The organism is Bradyrhizobium sp. USDA 376, assembly GCF_054063675.1.
This window is the reverse complement of sequence record NZ_JBSSGN010000001.1, coordinates 2,980,163-2,996,306: the sequence shown is the minus strand read 5'-3', so window position 1 is coordinate 2,996,306 and position 16,144 is coordinate 2,980,163. Positions and strand designations below refer to the sequence as shown.

The 16,144-nt window shown below is 65.9% G+C and carries 12 protein-coding genes; 8 read left to right on the top strand and 4 right to left on the bottom strand.

All coding sequences use genetic code 11. The features are described 5' to 3' along the window. Window positions 1-74: 74 nt before the first annotated feature. From murA to ACVJ19_RS14105, 3 genes are all read left to right on the top strand, one after another. Window positions 75-1,370, top strand: a complete 1,296-nt coding sequence (gene murA, locus ACVJ19_RS14115; RefSeq protein WP_453948620.1) for a UDP-N-acetylglucosamine 1-carboxyvinyltransferase — start codon at window positions 75-77, stop codon at window positions 1,368-1,370. Between the two features lie 381 nt (window positions 1,371-1,751). After that, window positions 1,752-3,146 (top strand): MATE family efflux transporter, encoded by a 1,395-nt coding sequence (locus ACVJ19_RS14110; RefSeq protein ID WP_453948621.1) that lies wholly within the window; start codon window positions 1,752-1,754, stop codon window positions 3,144-3,146. Then, entirely contained in the window at window positions 3,143-3,631 is a 489-nt protein-coding gene (locus ACVJ19_RS14105; RefSeq protein ID WP_453948622.1) for a DUF2867 domain-containing protein, read from the top strand. The genes ACVJ19_RS14110 and ACVJ19_RS14105 overlap by 4 nt, the downstream gene beginning before the upstream one ends. A gap of 42 nt (window positions 3,632-3,673) precedes the next feature. Here ACVJ19_RS14105 and ACVJ19_RS14100 read toward each other — a convergent pair whose 3' ends face one another. Then, entirely contained in the window at window positions 3,674-4,072 is a 399-nt protein-coding gene (locus tag ACVJ19_RS14100) for a VOC family protein (RefSeq protein ID WP_453948623.1), read from the bottom strand. Window positions 4,073-4,126: 54 nt separating this feature from the next. Beyond that, the gene (locus tag ACVJ19_RS14095; RefSeq protein WP_453948624.1) at window positions 4,127-5,242 is read right to left on the bottom strand and encodes an FUSC family protein; all 1,116 of its coding nucleotides are present in this window, start codon (window positions 5,240-5,242) and stop codon (window positions 4,127-4,129) included. A 124-nt stretch (window positions 5,243-5,366) separates the two neighbouring features. Between ACVJ19_RS14095 and ACVJ19_RS14090 the strand changes: the two genes are divergently transcribed. Continuing rightward, on the top strand, window positions 5,367-6,734 hold the full coding sequence (locus ACVJ19_RS14090) for an MmgE/PrpD family protein (protein ID WP_453948625.1): 1,368 nt from the start codon (window positions 5,367-5,369) through the stop codon (window positions 6,732-6,734). A 96-nt stretch (window positions 6,735-6,830) separates the two neighbouring features. Here the strand turns inward: ACVJ19_RS14090 and ACVJ19_RS14085 are convergent, their stop codons facing one another. Then, complete coding sequence (locus tag ACVJ19_RS14085; protein WP_453948626.1) at window positions 6,831-8,300, bottom strand: serine hydrolase domain-containing protein; 1,470 nt, start codon at window positions 8,298-8,300, stop codon at window positions 6,831-6,833. Window positions 8,301-8,610: 310 nt separating this feature from the next. Further along, window positions 8,611-9,672 carry a helix-turn-helix domain-containing protein gene (locus ACVJ19_RS14080; RefSeq protein ID WP_453948627.1) on the bottom strand — a complete coding sequence of 354 codons (1,062 nt, stop codon included), beginning with the start codon at window positions 9,670-9,672 and terminating at the stop codon, window positions 8,611-8,613. Between the two features lie 314 nt (window positions 9,673-9,986). Between ACVJ19_RS14080 and ACVJ19_RS14075 the strand changes: the two genes are divergently transcribed. The 4 genes from ACVJ19_RS14075 to ACVJ19_RS14060 all read left to right on the top strand — a co-directional run bounded on the left by ACVJ19_RS14075 (window position 9,987) and on the right by ACVJ19_RS14060 (window position 15,964). Next, window positions 9,987-10,904, top strand: coding sequence for a pirin family protein (locus ACVJ19_RS14075; RefSeq protein WP_453948628.1), 918 nt, complete (start codon window positions 9,987-9,989; stop codon window positions 10,902-10,904). 63 nt (window positions 10,905-10,967) lie between these two features. Further along, window positions 10,968-11,882 (top strand): phosphoribosylaminoimidazolesuccinocarboxamide synthase, encoded by a 915-nt coding sequence (locus ACVJ19_RS14070; protein ID WP_453948629.1) that lies wholly within the window; start codon window positions 10,968-10,970, stop codon window positions 11,880-11,882. 191 nt (window positions 11,883-12,073) lie between these two features. Continuing rightward, window positions 12,074-13,114, top strand: coding sequence for an IS110 family RNA-guided transposase (locus ACVJ19_RS14065; protein ID WP_453948226.1), 1,041 nt, complete (start codon window positions 12,074-12,076; stop codon window positions 13,112-13,114). Window positions 13,115-13,747: 633 nt separating this feature from the next. Then, the gene (locus ACVJ19_RS14060) at window positions 13,748-15,964 is read left to right on the top strand and encodes an SLC26A/SulP transporter family protein (RefSeq protein WP_453948630.1); all 2,217 of its coding nucleotides are present in this window, start codon (window positions 13,748-13,750) and stop codon (window positions 15,962-15,964) included. Window positions 15,965-16,144 lie beyond the last annotated feature (180 nt).

The following is a 16,144-nucleotide window of genomic DNA, read 5'->3' as shown; positions in this document are numbered from 1 at the left end:
TTGCTACCGCGCTCAAATCTCTGTAGTTTCCGCCCGAAACAGCCCGCCCACCCAACAGGACAGCGAGACTCCATTTGGCGCCCATCCAGTACATCGTCGAGGGCGGTCACCGGCTCTCGGGCTCGATCGAGCCGTCCGGCAACAAGAATTCGGCGCTGCCGATCATCGCCGCCGCCCTGCTCACCGAGCATCCGGTGACGCTTCAGAACGTGCCGCGGATCCGCGACACCGAGACGCTGGTCGAGCTGATCCGCTCGGTCGGCGCGTCCGCCGAATGGACCGAACGCAACACGCTTCACATCCACGCCAAGAGCATTCGTGCTGCCGACCTCGACCCCGAGCTGTGCGTCCGCATCCGCGCCTCGATCCTGCTCGCCGGTCCCCTGCTCGCCCGCTGCGGCGAAGTGATGCTGCCGCCACCCGGCGGCGACGTCATCGGCCGGCGCCGGCTCGACACCCATGTGCTGGCGCTCGAACAGCTCGGCGCGAAGGTCACCGCGACCGACCGGCTCGAATTCCGCGCGGCCAAGCTCGCCGGTGCCGACGTGTTCCTGGACGAGCCGAGCGTCACCGCGACCGAGAACGCGCTGGTGGCGGCGGTCGCCGCGGACGGCGTCACCATCTTGCGCAATGCGGCCTCCGAGCCGCATGTGCAGGACCTCGCCAACTTCCTGGTCGCGCTCGGCGCGAAGATCGATGGCATCGGCACCAACACCATGGTCATCCATGGTCCGGCGACGCTGGGGGAATCGACCTACCGGATCCAGCCCGACCATATCGAGGTCGGCTCGCTGATCGGCCTTGCCGCCGTGACGCGCTCACAGCTGCGTATCGTGCGATCGGGCGTCGAGCATCTGCGCTCGATCCGCATGGGGTTCGAGCGACTCGGCATCGTCTGCCGGGTCGAAGGCGACGACCTGATCGTGCCCTCCAATCAGACATTGAAGATCCAGGACGATTTCGGCGGCCATGTGCCGAAGCTCGAGGACCAGCCCTGGCCGGCCTTCCCCGCCGATTTGATGTCGATCGCGATCGTCACCGCCACGCAATGCGAGGGCGTGATCCTGATGTTCGAGAAGATGTTCGAATCCAGGATGTTCTTCGTCGACAAGCTGATTGCGATGGGCGCGCGCATCGTGCTGTGCGACCCGCACCGCGCCATCATCGCAGGCCCCAGCCGCCTGCGCGGCGCCTCGATGATCTCGCCCGACATCCGCGCCGGCATGGCCATGCTGCTGGCCGCGGTCTGCGCCGAGGGCACGTCCACGATCAACAACGCCGACCAGATCGAGCGCGGCTATGAGCGCATCGAGGAACGCCTGAACGCACTGGGCGCGAAGATCAAGCGCGTGCCGGAAAGGAAGAGCTGAGGCGTTTTTCTTCTATTGTGGGAGAAACTCTCCGCGACGACAGTATCGTAGGGTGGGCAAAGCGCAGCGTGCCCACCATTTCTCTCTAAATCATTGATAGATGGTGGGCACGGCGCAAGCGCGCCTTTGCCCACCCTACGAGTCCGAGCTAGCGGATAGAGACCCCTCACCCGTCTCGCCGATCTTCGCCTCTCCCCGCCTGCGGGGAGAGGCCGGATTGCATCGCAGATGCAATCCGGGTGAGGGGGACTCTCCGCGAGTCCAACTGCCAGCTTTTCAGCGGAAACAGCCCCTCACCCCAACCCTCTCCCCGTAAGAACGGGGAGAGGGAGAAGAAGCACGGGCCATGTTTTCGACGTGTGGCTGTGCTAATGAGCCGCCATGCTCGACACCGTCCAACATCATGCGCAGCCGCAAGCCGGCGTGCCGCAAAGTCATCTCGCTGCGGAATTCATCGAGACGCTGCGGCTGGCCGTGCCGATGATGCTGACGCAGCTCGGGCAGATCGCGATGATCACGACCGATCTTGCGCTGATCGGGCGGCTCGGCGAGGGTGCGGTGGCCGCCGCGGCGCTGGCGCACACGGTCTATTTCGTCAGCTTCACCTTCGGGCTCGGCCTGATGTCTGCGGTGTCACCGCTGGCGGCGCAGGCATTCGGCGCCGGCGATGTCAGGCGCATCCGCCGCTCCTTGCGCGTCGGGCTGTGGGCCGCGCTGCTGATCTCGCTGCCGATGATGGCCTCGCCGCTCTATGGCGAGCAGATCCTGCTCGCGCTCGGTCAGGTGCCGCAATCCGCCGCGCTCGCCCAGCGCTACCTGAATGGTCTCGCTTGGGGCATCGCGCCGGCGCTCGGCTTCATCGCGCTGCGCAGCATGATGAGCGCAGTGAACCGGCCGCAGGCGCCGCTGTGGATCACAGTCGTGGCGATCCCGATCAATGCGGCGCTGGTCTACGCCTTGATCCACGGCCTGTTCGGCCTGCCGGAGCTCGGCCTGTTCGGCGCGGGGCTTGCGACCACGCTGGTCAATCTCGGCACCTTCCTCGCCGCGCTCGCCATTGCCGGGCTGCGCAAGCCGTTCGCGGACTATCATCCGCTCGCCCGTCTCTGGCGGATCGACTGGCCCTTGATGCGCCAGCTCGTCGCGCTCGGCGCGCCGATCTCGTTCTCCCTGCTGCTGGAATATGGATTGTTCTCCTCGGCCGCGCTGCTGATGGGATTGATCTCGACCACGGCGCTCGCCGCGCACCAGATCGCGCTCCAGGTCACCGCCGTGCTGTTTATGGTGCCGCTGGGCATCGGCATGGCGGCAACGGTGCGCGTCGGCCATGCCTTCGGCCGCGACGACATGGTCGCGGTGAGGCGCGCGGGTCTGGTCGCAGCGGTGCTCGGGATCGCGTTCGTCTCCGCCCTGACCGTTGCGATCATTCTCGGCCGCTACGAGCTTGGACGGCTGTTCTTCGGCCGCAGCGAGGCCAGCGCGGCAACGGTCGAGCTGACGGCGACGCTGCTGCTGGTCGGCGCGAGCTTCTTCATCGCCGACGGCCTCCAGACCATCATGGGCGGTGCGCTGCGCGGCATCAATGACACCAGGATGACGCTGGTGTTCGCGGCGATCGGCTATTGGTGCGTCGCCTTTCCTATCGCCTGGGTGCTTGCTTTCCACGCGGGACTGGGCGCGGTCGGCGTCTGGATCGGGCTCTCGATCGGCTCGTTCGTCTATGCCGCCCTGTTGATCTTGCGCTTCCGGATGCTGGCGCGCAAACTGGCGGGATGATCGGGACGGTCCGCGAAGTCACCCCCAACGTCGATGCCGGCGCGGTGCTGGCTGGCGCGCAGTTCATCGATGCGTTTCGCGTCGAGATCGGCGCGACGCCGGTCGATGCGCGCGAGGCCTGCGTGCGGATGGTGCTGCACGGCCCGCGCTGGATCGACGTGCTGCTGCGCCTGCGCAACATCCTGGTGACGCCGTTCGGGCTGAAGACATCGGGCGAAGGCGCGCCGGCGCCGCACGGCCTGATCGGCCTGTTTCCGGTGGTGAGCGAGACGCCGGAGCGGCTGGTCGCCGGCTTCAACGATTCCCATCTCGACTTCCGCCTCGTCGTCGATGTGGCGGGCGGTGCCGCCAGCCGCCAGGTGACCTCGACCACGCTGGTGCGCACACACAATCTGCTCGGCCGCAGCTACCTCACCCTCATCATGCCCTTCCACAAGCTCGTGGTCCGCGGCATGATGGGGCGGATCGTGGAGACGGCCCGATGACCCCGTCCGTCGACCTGTTCTTTTCCTTCCGCAGCTATGAGTTCACACCGGCTGCCCGATCCCCAGCAAGTTACCTTCGCTGTCGCGAAACCACGCACCCCGCTCTCCAGTACCTTTGCTGGGATAATTCCCGGCAATCTCCGCGATGCCATCAACCGTCTTCAGGCCGGGCAGATCGTACTCCTCGAATTCGACTCCGCGCGCGCGAAGCTCGCGCACCGTTGCCTCGATGTCCTCGACTTGCCAGCCCATCTGTGTGTGCGTGCCGGATTGCATTCCGGCCGAGATAAATATCGCAAACTCGCCTCCCGCGCAGACATAGCGGAGCCCGCCCTCGCGCTCTTCAATCGGCTCGAGCCCGAGCTTCTCGGAGTAGAATGCCCGCGCGCGGTTTAGGTCTTTGGCCGGAAGCCGGGTTGCCACCTTTGCGTTCCCTAACATGCTCTCTCCTTCCTCTTTCTTGCTGTCCCGCAAGCACGGTACGCACGCGCTAACTCATTCGGCCACACGCACGGACTTGTCTGCCGCTGCCTCCGACCATTCGCCGACGACGCGGTCGAGATCGCAGAGATTCTGGTGCATCTGCTCCAGCGAGAAGCCGAGCGCGAAGAATCGCTCGGCGGTGTCGCCGGGATGGCCGCGGAGCAGGCCGTCCTGGCGCACGGCGGCGACCGCCTCGGCGTAGTGCTGAAGCGCGAGATGCACGGGATGGATCGGCGGCGCGCCGGCGCCTTCGCGCAAGGCCGCGGCGGCCGACCGCAGGAAGCGCGCGATCACGGTCGAGACCTCAGTCAAGGGGGCTGCGAGCCGCATCTGCACCTCGACCGGCAGCGGCACCACGGTAGCGCGGCCGATCATCACGACGTCATGGCGCAGCCGCAGCACGGTGCGCAGCAGCGGGCCGGTGTCGGGCCCGCTCGACAGCCGCGCGGCGCGCTCGCGCTCGGCCTCGGCGCCGATCGCATTCATGCCGACCATCGCCGTGCCGATGCCGTCCTGGATCAGGTGCAGCGCATCGTTGTCGCGGCCGCGCGTGAGGCCCGCCAGCAGTTCCGTGAAGGCGTCGGCGATCAGCTCGAGCAGCTTTGCCGCGCTGGCGCGGATCTGCCGCACCGCGCGCGAGGGCAGCACCAGGAACGAGACCAGGAGGCCCGTAATGGCGCCGACGCCGACCTCGCTGACGCGGTCGATCGCCGAGGTCATGGGATCGGAATGATGCATGGTCGGAACCAGCAGCACGATCACGGCGGTGACCGTGGCGGCGCTCAGGCTCGGATTGATCGCGGCGATGAAGGCGAGCGGGGCAACCGAGAGCACCAGCAGGCCGAGGAGGCCCGCCTCGCTGGAATAAGGGATCATGATCGCAATCGCGCCGCCATAGATCGCGCCGCCGATGGTGCCGAGCACGTAGTCGCGCGTCGCCTTCAGCGAGCGGCCGACGCTCATCTGGGTCACGATCAGCGAGGTCAGCACCGCCCACAGCGGCAACAACAGATGCAGCGCGGTGGCGATGGCATAGGCCGCGGTCGCGGCCACCGTGACCCGGATCGCGAGCCCCAGTTGCGTGCGCCGCGACCGGATCCGGTCGAACACCTTCCCTGCGAATGCCATGCTCGACTATCCCGGTCCGATCCTCATACGCCCAAGCAAAAGCATAGCTGATGCCCGCGGCCGCAAGGCCGCTTGAAAGGCCAAATCAGCCCGCCTAACTTGCCCGCCAAAACGAGGAAACAACATGGCCCACGAAACCGCAACGCTCGCCGCCTACGTCTTCAATCTGAAATACCAGGATATTCCGGCGGAGGTGCTGGAGCGCGCCAAGGTGCTGACGCTGGACTTCCTCGGCAGCGCGATCCGGGCCCGCAGCGAGGCGGAATCGACCCCGTCGATGCTGAAAATGCTGGAGGCGCTCGCGCTCGACACCAAAGGCGAGTCCACCGTGTTCGGCGATGCCAAGACCTGGACGCCGGCGGTCGCGGCGCTGCTCAACGGCGCGCTCGGCCATTCCCTCGACTTCGACGATACCCACGCCGATTCCTCGCTGCATCCGAGCGCGCCGGTGGTTCCGGCCGCCTTCGCCGTCGGCGAGATGGTCGGCGCCTCCGGACGCGACGTGCTGACCGCGATCGTCGCGGGCTACGAGGTCTGCTGCCGGCTCGGCAATGCGCTCGACCCGACCTCGCATTATGCGCGCGGCTTCCACCCGACCGCGACCGCCGGCACCTACGGCGCCGCCGCGGCGGCCGGCAAGCTGTTCGGCCTCAGCGAGAAGCAGCTGATCGCCGCGTTCGGCGTCTCCGGCAGCCAGGCCGCGGGCTCGCTACAGTTCCTGATGAACGGCGCCTGGAACAAGCGCTACCAGGTCGGCGCCGCCGCGATGAACGGCGTGATCGCCGCGACGCTGGCGCGCAACGATTTCGTCGGCGCGACCGAGTCGGTCGAGGGCAAGCACGGCCTGCTCGCCGGCTACACCGACGATGCGCATCCGGGCAAAGCCGTGGCCGAGCTCGGCAAGACCTACGAGACGATGAAGATCGGCGTAAAACCTTATCCGAGCTGCCGCTACACCCATGCCGCGATCGACGCGCTGATCGCGATGCGGCGCGAGCACAATCTGACGCCCGACCAGGTCAAGCGCGTCGAGATCGGCCTGCATCGCAACGGCATCACGCTGACCGGCGATGCCGCGACCAAGCGGCACCCGCGCTCGATCGTCGGCGGCCAGTTCTCGATGTTCTTCACCGGCGCGCTCGCGCTCGACCAAGGCTCGTTCGGCTGGGACGATTACAACCGCCTCGGCGACGCCGCGATCGACGCGCTCGCCGACAAGTTCGACGTGGTGCAGGACGACCGTCTCGAGGTCGGCCGCACCCATCCCTTCGGCGCACGCGTGAGCATCACCACGGACGATGGCGTGCATGAGCGGCTCTATGCCGATCCCTCGGGAGAGCCGACGTCGTTTCCGGATACGCAGGCGATGCAGCAGAAGTTTCTGACGCTGGCGCGCCCGGTGCTGAACGCCCGCGCGGAGAAGTTTGCCGATGCGATCATGACGCTGGAGCGGTTCGATCGCGTGGCCAAGGCGACGGAATTGGGGAGGTAGCAGGCGTTTCTTCGTCTCTCCCCGCTTGCGGGGAGAGGCCGGAATCCAAGCGCAGCTTGGATTCCGGGTGAGGGGGACTCTCCGCGAATCTAACTCTCACCTCCCTTGCAGAGACTCCCCCTCACCCCAACCCTCTCCCCGCAAGCGGGGAGAGGGAGAAGAGGTGGCGCGCGTCGCCGCCACCACGTCGCGCACGAGATCGAACACGCCATCCGCTTGCGGCGGCCAGTTCGGTGAGCGGCCGAGGCGCACGATCACCAGCTTCTCCGACGGGATCACGATGGTGTACTGCCCGATCGTACCCTTGGCGAAGAAGGCATCGCGCGGCCAGCCGTGTGTGATGCGAAAGGTTGCGCCAAAGCTGTCGCCCTGGTTGGTCCAGAAGCCGGCGCCGATGCCGACCCACGCATTCGGCGTTGCCGTCGCAGAATAGTTCACCCAGCCCTCGGGCAGGATGCGCTTGCCTCCGGCGACGCCGTCATTGAGATAGAGCTGGCCGAAGCGCGCCCAGTCGCGCGCGGATGCGAGCATCTCGCTCGACCCTTCGATCGTGCCGGAGCCGTCGAGCTGGAGCACGACATGGCGCATGCCGAGCGGGGCGAACAATTCGCGGCGCGCGAAGCGCAGCGCGTCTGCGGGACTGCCGCCGGCCGCATTGCGGATCAGATGCGAGAGAATGAGGCTATTGCCGTCGTGATAGTTCCACGCGGTGCCGGGCGCGGTCTCGAGCGGGATCGTCTCGGCATAGGCGGCCATGTCGGTCTCCATGAACTTCATCCGGTTCACCGGCTCGAAGGCGGAGCCGAGCGAGGCTTCCAGCGAGCTGCCGAGCGCAAGGCCGGCGGTGTGACGCAGCAGCTGATCGACGGTGATGGCATGGCGCGGATCATCGGGATCTTTCCAGGCCGCGACCGGCGCGGGGCCGTCGAGCTTCAGCTTGCCCTGTCGCACCAGCACGCCGATCAGCGCGGACACCACCGATTTCGTCATGGAGAAGCCGAGCAACGGCGTCTCAGGCCCGATGCCGTCGGCGTAGCGCTCGGCGATGACGCGGCCGGCCTTCATCACGACAACCGCGCGGGTGCGGCGGTAAGGCGGCTGCGTGGGTTCGGTGAAGGCATGGTCGAGCGCGGCGGCCAGTTCGGGACTCTGCGGCGGCACGATCGAGGGTGCGGCGATCTCGGGCAACAACGCCGGCTGCCTGTCGTCCGCCGGCGGCTCGACAGCGGCAATTCCAGCGCCGTGCTCGAGCGTGCAGCCGAGGCCCTCGCGATAGACCGCATGGCTGCGGCCGATGCCGAACAGCGTCACCGTGACGTCCTTGCGGTCGCGATCGATCCTATAGTCCATCGCCCAGGTGATCAGGCCGGTGCCGGGCATGGCGTCGGTGGTCGCGGTGAAATTGCGTTGGGGATCGAGGCCGGAGACGAACGTCTCGGAGCAGAGGATGTCGGCGACGAAGCCGGTCGCAACCTTCGGGACGTCGCGGGCCCGGGCGGCGCCGAGCGCGAGGCCGGCAACGGCGATGGTCGTGGTGAGGAGGATGATCTTGCGGCGGCGGGTCACGGGCTTTCTCCGGCTTGGGGCGTATGGCGGGAGGAAGCGGGATGCGGACGTTGGGTGCTCGCCGGATTTGGAAAATGGGCTGGCCGGAATTTGGACGGGGCTGGCCGATTTTGGAATAAGTGAGCTATCTCAGTGCAATACGAAGAGGCGACCGCAACGGTGGTCAGCCCCCTCGCCCCGTTCTTACGGGGAGAGGGTTGGGGTGAGGGGCCTCTCTCCGCGTATGAGATCGCCGTGGGACCTGTACCCCCTCACCCGGATTGCTTCGCAATCCGACCTCTCCCCGCAGGCGGGGAGAGGTTAAGAGCGCTCACGCCGCGTTCACCTTCAGCCGCCGATATTCCGTCGGCGTTACACCCGTCACCGCCTTGAAGGCGCGGTTGAACGGCCCCAGCGACTGGAAGCCGGCGTCCATCGCGATGGTGATGACGGGGACCTCGGCCTGGGCGGGATCGGCGAGCGCGGCCTTGGCTTCCTCGATGCGGTGGTTGTTCAGGAACACATTGAAGTTGCGGTAGCCGAGCCGCTGGTTGATCAGCCGGCGCAACCGGTATTCGGGAATTTTCAGGCGGCCCGCCAGGACGCCGATGGTGATGTTCTCCTGGCGATAGATCCGCTCGTCCGCCATCAGCCGCATCAGGGCATCGATGAGTTTCTGGTCGGCGGCGTCCTCGGTCACAGGCTGACTGAAAATAACAGGCGGTGCCGGCTCCGCCGCGGCCGGAAACAGATCCGCCCCGTCGACCCGCATCATGGCATAGACGATCGCCGCGACGATGCAGGCGAGCACGCCGGCATTGATGGTTTCGGCGACAGCGCCGACGTGGTGGCCGGCGACGGCGATCTGGAGCACCGCGTTCAGCCCGCCATAGAGCGCGGTTGCGCAGACGATGAAGACGCGAACGCGGCGGCGGCGTTCGACCAGATCGGCTGGCCAGGAGGCGATCATCTGCCCGACCGCAAGCGCGATGAAACCGAGCACGATCAGATTGACCACCGTCACCGAGAACCGCACATGGCCGCTGGGCGCAATCCAGACGCAGCCTGCGAAGCTGAAGGCCGTCGCCAGCGCCCAGACCCATCCGTGCCACCGGCGGAGGCGAAACTCGTCGTCGAACAGGGAGCGTGTGAACAGCCAGAACACCACGATGCCGCCGGTCGACAAGGCGATCAGCGGTGCATGCAGGAGCGGGATCGGTGACGTGACATCCACCGAATAGCTCGCCGCATGCGCGGCCGAGCCGAGTGCGAAGGCCGCACCGAGCCGGGCCGCGAGCACGTTGCGGAAGTCGGCGACAAGCGACGCCGCCAGCACGAGCAGCAGCGCCACGGACGCGGCGCGAAAGGCAAGCTCGGTTGCGGCAAGGGTCATCGGGCGATGCGATCGGGCGCGGTTGAAATCAGCCGAACATCGTTCGTTGCGCCGGCTTTTTCAAGGACCATCCACACAACAACTGTCATCGCCCGGCTTGAACACTTGACCGGGCGATCCAGTACGCCGAGACAGCGGTGATTCAATCGAAAGGCCGCGGCGTACTGGATGCCCCGCCTGCGCGGGGCATGACGGCGGAGTATGTGGAGGCACCGCCCGTAGCGTCTGGCACGGGCTTTGTCGCGACGACGGTGTCAAATCCTGCTATGATTGAGCCCAAGAGAACCAAGAAGAAAGTCAAAAGGAGCCCACCCATGAGCTGGATGCCCGACAACGATCCCGTGCTCGGCGACCCCAAATCCTGCGATGCGCTCGATCTCGTCATCGTGCCGCGCACGCGCGACCTCGGCGACGGTTTTGCCGTGCGCCGCGCGCTGCCGCACGGCAAGCGGCAGATGGTCGGACCTTTCATCTTCTTCGATCATTTCGGCCCGGTGCAGTTCGTCTCCGGCAAGGGCATGGACGTGCGGCCGCATCCGCATATCGGCCTTGCCACCGTCACCTACCTGTTCGACGGCGCGATCATGCATCGCGACAGCGAGGGCAATGTCCAGGAGATCGCGCCCGGCGCGATGAATCTCATGACCGCCGGGCGCGGCATCGCCCATTCCGAGCGCACGCCCGACGTGCAGCGCGCCTCGGGCCAGAAGATGTTGGGACTGCAAAGCTGGATCGCGCTGCCGGCCGGGTCCGAGGAAATCGCGCCGTCGTTTCAGCATTACGCCGCAGGCGATCTGCCGATGATCTCCGAGCGCGATTTCACGGCGCGCGTGATCGCGGGCTCGTCCTTCGGCATCACCTCTCCGGTGTCGATGGTCTCGCCCTGGTTCTATACCGAGGTCACGGCCGCGGAGGGCGCGAGCGTGCCGCTCGACCCCGATCATGAGGAGCGCGCGATCTACCTCGTCGACGGCGAGGTCGAGATTGCGAACGAGCGCTATGAGGGGCCGCGGCTGCTGATCTTCCGGCCCGGCGACCGCATCACCGTGAAGGCACTCATGGCGACGCGGATGATGTTTCTCGGCGGCGATGCATTGGAGGGCCCGCGCCACATCTGGTGGAATTTCGTCTCCTCCAGCAAGGAGCGGATCGAGCAGGCCAAGCAGGACTGGAAAACCGGCCGCTTCGCAGCGGTTCCGCAGGAACATGAGTTCATTCCGCTGCCGGAATAAGCTAATCCAGTCTCCGGCCGCGCCATCAGGGGCGACCGGATTTCCTGCCCGAAAGATTTGCCGATGACCGCCATGCTCTCCAGCGACCTGCCACTGACCAAGATCGGGCGCGGCAAGGTGCGCGATATCTACGCCGTCGACGACGACCGCCTGCTGCTGCTCACCACGGACCGCATCAGCGCCTTCGACGTCGTGATGGGCGAGACCATTCCGATGAAGGGCGCCGTGCTCACGCAGATCAGCGCGTTCTGGTTTGGCAAGCTCGAAGGCGTGGTGCCGCATCACATGATCAGCGCCGATACCGACGAGATCATCGCGGCCGTGCCGGCCTTGAAGCCGCACCGCGCCGAGATCCTCGGCCGCGCCATGCTGTCCCGCCGCACCACCGTGTTTCCGATCGAATGCGTGATCCGCGGCTATCTCTCGGGTTCCGCCTGGAAGGAATATGCGGCCTCAGGCACGCTCGCGGGCGAGAAGCTGAAAGCCGGCCTCGTCGAAAGCGAGAAGCTGGAGCCTTCGATCTTCAGCCCGGCCACCAAGGCCGAGACCGGGCACGACGAGAACATCACCATCGCGAAGATGCGCGAAGTGGTCGGCGACGAGGTCGCCTACACGCTCGAGAGCATGACGCGCGCGATCTACACGCTTGGCGAGGAGCTGGCGCGCGAGCAGGGCATCATCATCGCCGACACCAAGTTCGAGTTCGGCCGCGACAAGAACGGCCGCATCATCCTGATCGACGAGGTGATGACGCCGGACAGTTCGCGCTTCTGGGCGGTCGATGCCTATAAGCCCGGCCAGCCGCAGGCCAGCTTCGACAAGCAGCCCTTGCGCGACTATCTCGATATCGAGCGCCGCGCCGGCCGCTGGAACGGCGACGCCCCGCCGCCGCCCCTGCCGGCCAGCGTGGTGGAGGCGACCAGCAAAAGATATCTGGAAGCGTATCGGCGGGTGACGGGGACGGAGTTGAAGATTTAGGCTTCGCACTTACTGTCGTCCCGGCCGAAAGCCGGGACCCATACCGCGAGGTCCATCGATTGCGGATGGTAGAGGTACCGAACTGCTGATCTTCGTCAAACTTCTCCCTGTGGTTGATGGGGTGGACGGCCCCCTACGGCATCAGTGTGCCAGAATGAGGTTGTTGCAAATCTCAGACAAGGGAGCCGTCCGTGAGCGAGATTATCCGAATTGGGATCGATACGTCGAAGCATATTTTTCAACTGCATGGGGTGGACGCGGCGGAGCGGCCAGTGCTGCGCAAGCGGCTGACGCGCAAGCAGATGCTGGAGTTTTTTGCCAAGCTGCCGGCGACGCAGGTGGGGATGGAGGCCTGCGGCGCGGCGCATTACTGGGCGCGGGAGCTGGGCAAGCTGGGCCACGAAGTGAAGTTGATGGCGCCACAGCACGTGAAGCCCTATGTCAAGCGCAACAAGAACGACGGGCGCGACGCTGAGGCCCTGTGCGAGGCGATGAGCCGGCCGACGATGCGGTTCGTGCTGGTGAAGAGTGCCGAGCAGCAGGCCGCGTTGATGCTGACGGGCTTGCGCGAGCAGATGATCGCCCGGCGCACCCAGCTTAGCAACATGATCCGCGGCTATGCGGCTGAGTTCGGGATCACGGCGGCCAAGGGGCTCAGCCAGGTCGAGCCGCTGTTGGCGCAGATCGCGCAAGACGAAAGCGTGCCGGAACTGGCGCGCGATCTGTTGGCGCAGCAGGGCCGCCAGTACGCGCAGTTACAGGAGGAACTGAAGACAATCGAAGCCAGGCTGAAGGCCTGGCACCGTGCCAACCCGGACAGCCGGCGCCTTGCAGAGATTCAAGGGATCGGGCCGATCGGTGCGCCTGAGCTGATCATGAAGACGCCGGATCCGCACGCGTTCAGCTCCGCAAGGCATTATGCGGCCTGGATTGGGCTGACTCCGAAAGACCATTCCACTGCCGGCAAAACCCGTCTCGGCAAGATCACCCGTGCTGGAGACGAGCGGCTGCGCAGCGTCCTGGTGGCGGGAGCGACCGCCGTGATCAAGCAGGCCATGTGCGGCCGCGGTCATCCGTCACCTTGGCTGTTGGCCCTGCTCAAGCGCAAGCCGCCCAAGCTCGCAGCCGTGGCGCTCGCCAACAAGAATGCCCGCATCGCCTGGAAGCTGATGGTGACGGGGGAGAGATACGACGGCGCTCGGATGCGGGCTGCATCCGCGGCTGCCGCCTAAGACAGATCAGCCGATCGGGTTCGCCCGACCGGCCGAGCCGGAGCTGCAAGAGGAGTAGATGGTAGGATCGATCGATCCGAGGTGCGAGACATCCCGTGGGACCCATCGGCCGAACCCAGGTCGCGTGGTTGATTGGAGCTCGCGTCGCGGAAACCATCTTGGCCAGCGGTTCAAATCAACCGCACCAACAGGCCGGACATATGGATGCAAGCGATCCGATCAGACCGCCAAGCCTCTTGTGCCACGGGGGCCGTCCACATATGGGTCCCGGCCTTCGCCGGGACGACGCCGAATATGAGGCGATAGCATCAACCTCGACACGTCGTCCTGGACAAGCGTCGCGAAGCGGAGCGCTGATCCAGGACCCATTACCACAGGGCGGCGTTTGACGAAGATTTGCGGTTTCGAATTTTCGCCTAACCACTTCCTGGGGTAATGGGTCCTGGCTTTCGCCAGGACGACGGTGGAGAGCCTTCGGTTTTTCCATCGACCATGTGATTGAGCGTTCACACGCCGTGAGCGGCAGTCCCCGCAAAAATTGTCGGATACTTCATAGTTCCACGAATCCTGTTGCGCTAAGCCTCCAGTCGTCTACGTCTCAGACGGAGTTTCCCAAGGAGCGAGCGGCAGGACGTGACCGACCCAGCGATTACTCTCAGTCCGCCCTCGCGGTTCAGGCCCGCCCTCAAGCGTGCGCTGAATGACATATTGGGCGGCAGCGCCGCCAGCGTCCTGACCGTCACATTCGGGCTCTCCTACGCACTGCTGATCTTCGCCGGGCCGTTGTCCCCCTATCTGTCCTACGCGATCACGGCGACCTTCATCAGCTCCGCGGTGCTGGCCGCCATCGTCGCCCTCGGCAGCTCCCTGTCCTTCGCGGTCGCCGCCCCCGACAGCTCGACCGCGGCGGTGACGGGAATCCTGGCAGCCTCGCTGGTCGAACGGATCGAGGCGGCGAGCCCGGCGGCGCCGTTGCTGTCACCGGTCCTGATCACGCTCGGCCTGTCGACGGTGCTGACCGGCGTGGCGCTGTGCGGACTGGGCCTGACGCGGATGGGCCGCGCCATCCGCTACGTGCCCTACCCCGTGGTCGGCGGCTTCCTCGGCGCCACCGGGCTCCTGATCGTCATGGGTGCGATCCGGGTCATCACCGATCACCCGGTGCAATTTGCGACGCTGCTGCGCTTCACCAACGGCACCACGCTGCTGGAGCTCGGGGCCGCCTGCGCCATGGCGCTGGTGCTGTATCTGACCTGGCATCGCTCGCGCGGCCCGTTCGGGCTGCCGATCATCCTGGTCGGCGGCGTGCTCACGGCGCATCTGGCGTTCTGGATCACGGGCGTCCCGCTCAGTGAGGCCCGCACTCTGGGCTGGACCTTCCAGCCGCCGCCGCAGGCGGCCTTCATGGTGCCCTGGCACACTGACGGCCTCGTCCACTATCCCTGGTTCGCCGTGCCGGACCTGCTTGGCAACCTCGTCGCCGTGATTTTCGTCACCGCGTCGAGCACGCTGTTCAACACCACCGGCATCGAGGTCGCCGTCCATCGTGAAGCCAATCTGGAGCGCGAGCTGAACGTCACCGGCACCGCCAACATGGTGACCGGCGTGCTCGGCGGCTATGCCGGCTGCATCTCGGTCAGCCGCTCGATCCTGAACTTCAGCAGCGGCGGCCGTGGCCGCCTGTCCGGCCTCACGGTCGCGGCGATGTCGCTGCTGATGCTCGTGGTCGCGCCGCAGCTGCTCGGCTTCATTCCGAAATTCGTGCTCGGCGGCCTCTTGCTCTATCTCGGCGCCGACCAGCTGCACAAATGGATCATCGAGTCGCGCAAGCGGCTGTCGAAACTCGAATATCTCTCGCTGATCGCCATCATCGCGATCATCGTGGTCTGGGGTTTCGTGCCGGGCATCCTCATTGGCGTGATCATCGGCTGCGCCACGTTCGCTTTCAGCGCGGCACGGGTGGAGTCGATCAAGTACAGTTTCGACGGCTCGGAATATCGCTCCTCGCTCGACCGCTCGCGCGACGACCAGGAGGTGCTGCTGGCCCATGGCGGCAAGATCCAGGGCCTCAATCTCCAGAGCTATCTGTTCTTCGGCTCCGCCAACCGGCTCTACCAGCACGTCAAGCGGCTGCTCCATGAGCGCCCGGCGTGCCGCTATCTGCTGTTCGACTTCAAGCTCGTCACCGGCGTGGATTCGTCGGCCGCCTACAGCTTTGCGCAGATCAAGCGCAGCGCGGCCGATCTCGGTGTCGAGCTGATCCTGGTGCATCTGTCGGCGGCCGCCGAGAAGGTGCTGCGCTCCAGCGATTTCATCGGCGAAGGCGTCATCATCATCCCCGAGCTCGATCACGCGCTGGAATGGTGCGAGAACGAGATCATCTCGCAGCATCAGGGACTGGCGCAGGAAGAAGCCAGCCTGCGCGACTGGTTCGCGCGCATCCTCGACAACGAGGACGACGCCGACGAGCTGATCCGCCGCTGCCAGCGCATCGAGGTCGAGGCCGGCGAGATCATCGTGCAGGCCGGCGATCCCGCCGATTCCATGCATTTCATTCTCGACGGCCGCGTCGGCATCATGGTCCCCGCCGAAGACGACCGCACCACGCGCGTGCGCAGCCTCGGCCGCTACACAACGATCGGCGAGATGGGCCTGGTATCGAATACGCCGCGCAGCGCCACGATCCAGGCCGAGGTCGACAGCGTGCTCTACGTGCTCAACACGCATCAGTTCGACGCGATCAAGACCGAGGCCCCCGCGCTCAGCCACAAGCTGCTGACCTATTTCGTGTCGGTCATGGCCGAGCGGCTGACGTTCGCGAACCGGACGATCGCGGTGCTCAGGCGGTAACGGTTTGCGCGACCAAGCCCTATGATGAGGCAGTTGGCGTGACCCATTGCGGTGCGTTGGGACGATAGCTCCCGGCGCCGATTTCCAATATGATCCTGCGTATAATCGGCTCTCCGAGCACGACCGGGCGTGCTTCCGATGAAGCTTCTTCTATCGCAAACGCCAATGCCGCCGCTTGCG

What these genes read in the sequence shown, in the direction of transcription:
- ACVJ19_RS14110 (WP_453948621.1), top strand. Translation starts at nt 1,752, where the DNA reads ATGCTCGACACCGTCCAACATCATGCGCAGCCGCAAGCCGGCGTGCCG.
- ACVJ19_RS14105 (WP_453948622.1), top strand. Translation starts at nt 3,143, where the DNA reads ATGATCGGGACGGTCCGCGAAGTCACCCCCAACGTCGATGCCGGCGCG.
- ACVJ19_RS14100 (WP_453948623.1), bottom strand. Translation starts at nt 4,072, where the DNA reads ATGTTAGGGAACGCAAAGGTGGCAACCCGGCTTCCGGCCAAAGACCTA.
- ACVJ19_RS14095 (WP_453948624.1), bottom strand. Translation starts at nt 5,242, where the DNA reads ATGGCATTCGCAGGGAAGGTGTTCGACCGGATCCGGTCGCGGCGCACG.
- ACVJ19_RS14090 (WP_453948625.1), top strand. Translation starts at nt 5,367, where the DNA reads ATGGCCCACGAAACCGCAACGCTCGCCGCCTACGTCTTCAATCTGAAA.
- ACVJ19_RS14080 (WP_453948627.1), bottom strand. Translation starts at nt 9,672, where the DNA reads ATGACCCTTGCCGCAACCGAGCTTGCCTTTCGCGCCGCGTCCGTGGCG.
- ACVJ19_RS14075 (WP_453948628.1), top strand. Translation starts at nt 9,987, where the DNA reads ATGAGCTGGATGCCCGACAACGATCCCGTGCTCGGCGACCCCAAATCC.
- ACVJ19_RS14070 (WP_453948629.1), top strand. Translation starts at nt 10,968, where the DNA reads ATGACCGCCATGCTCTCCAGCGACCTGCCACTGACCAAGATCGGGCGC.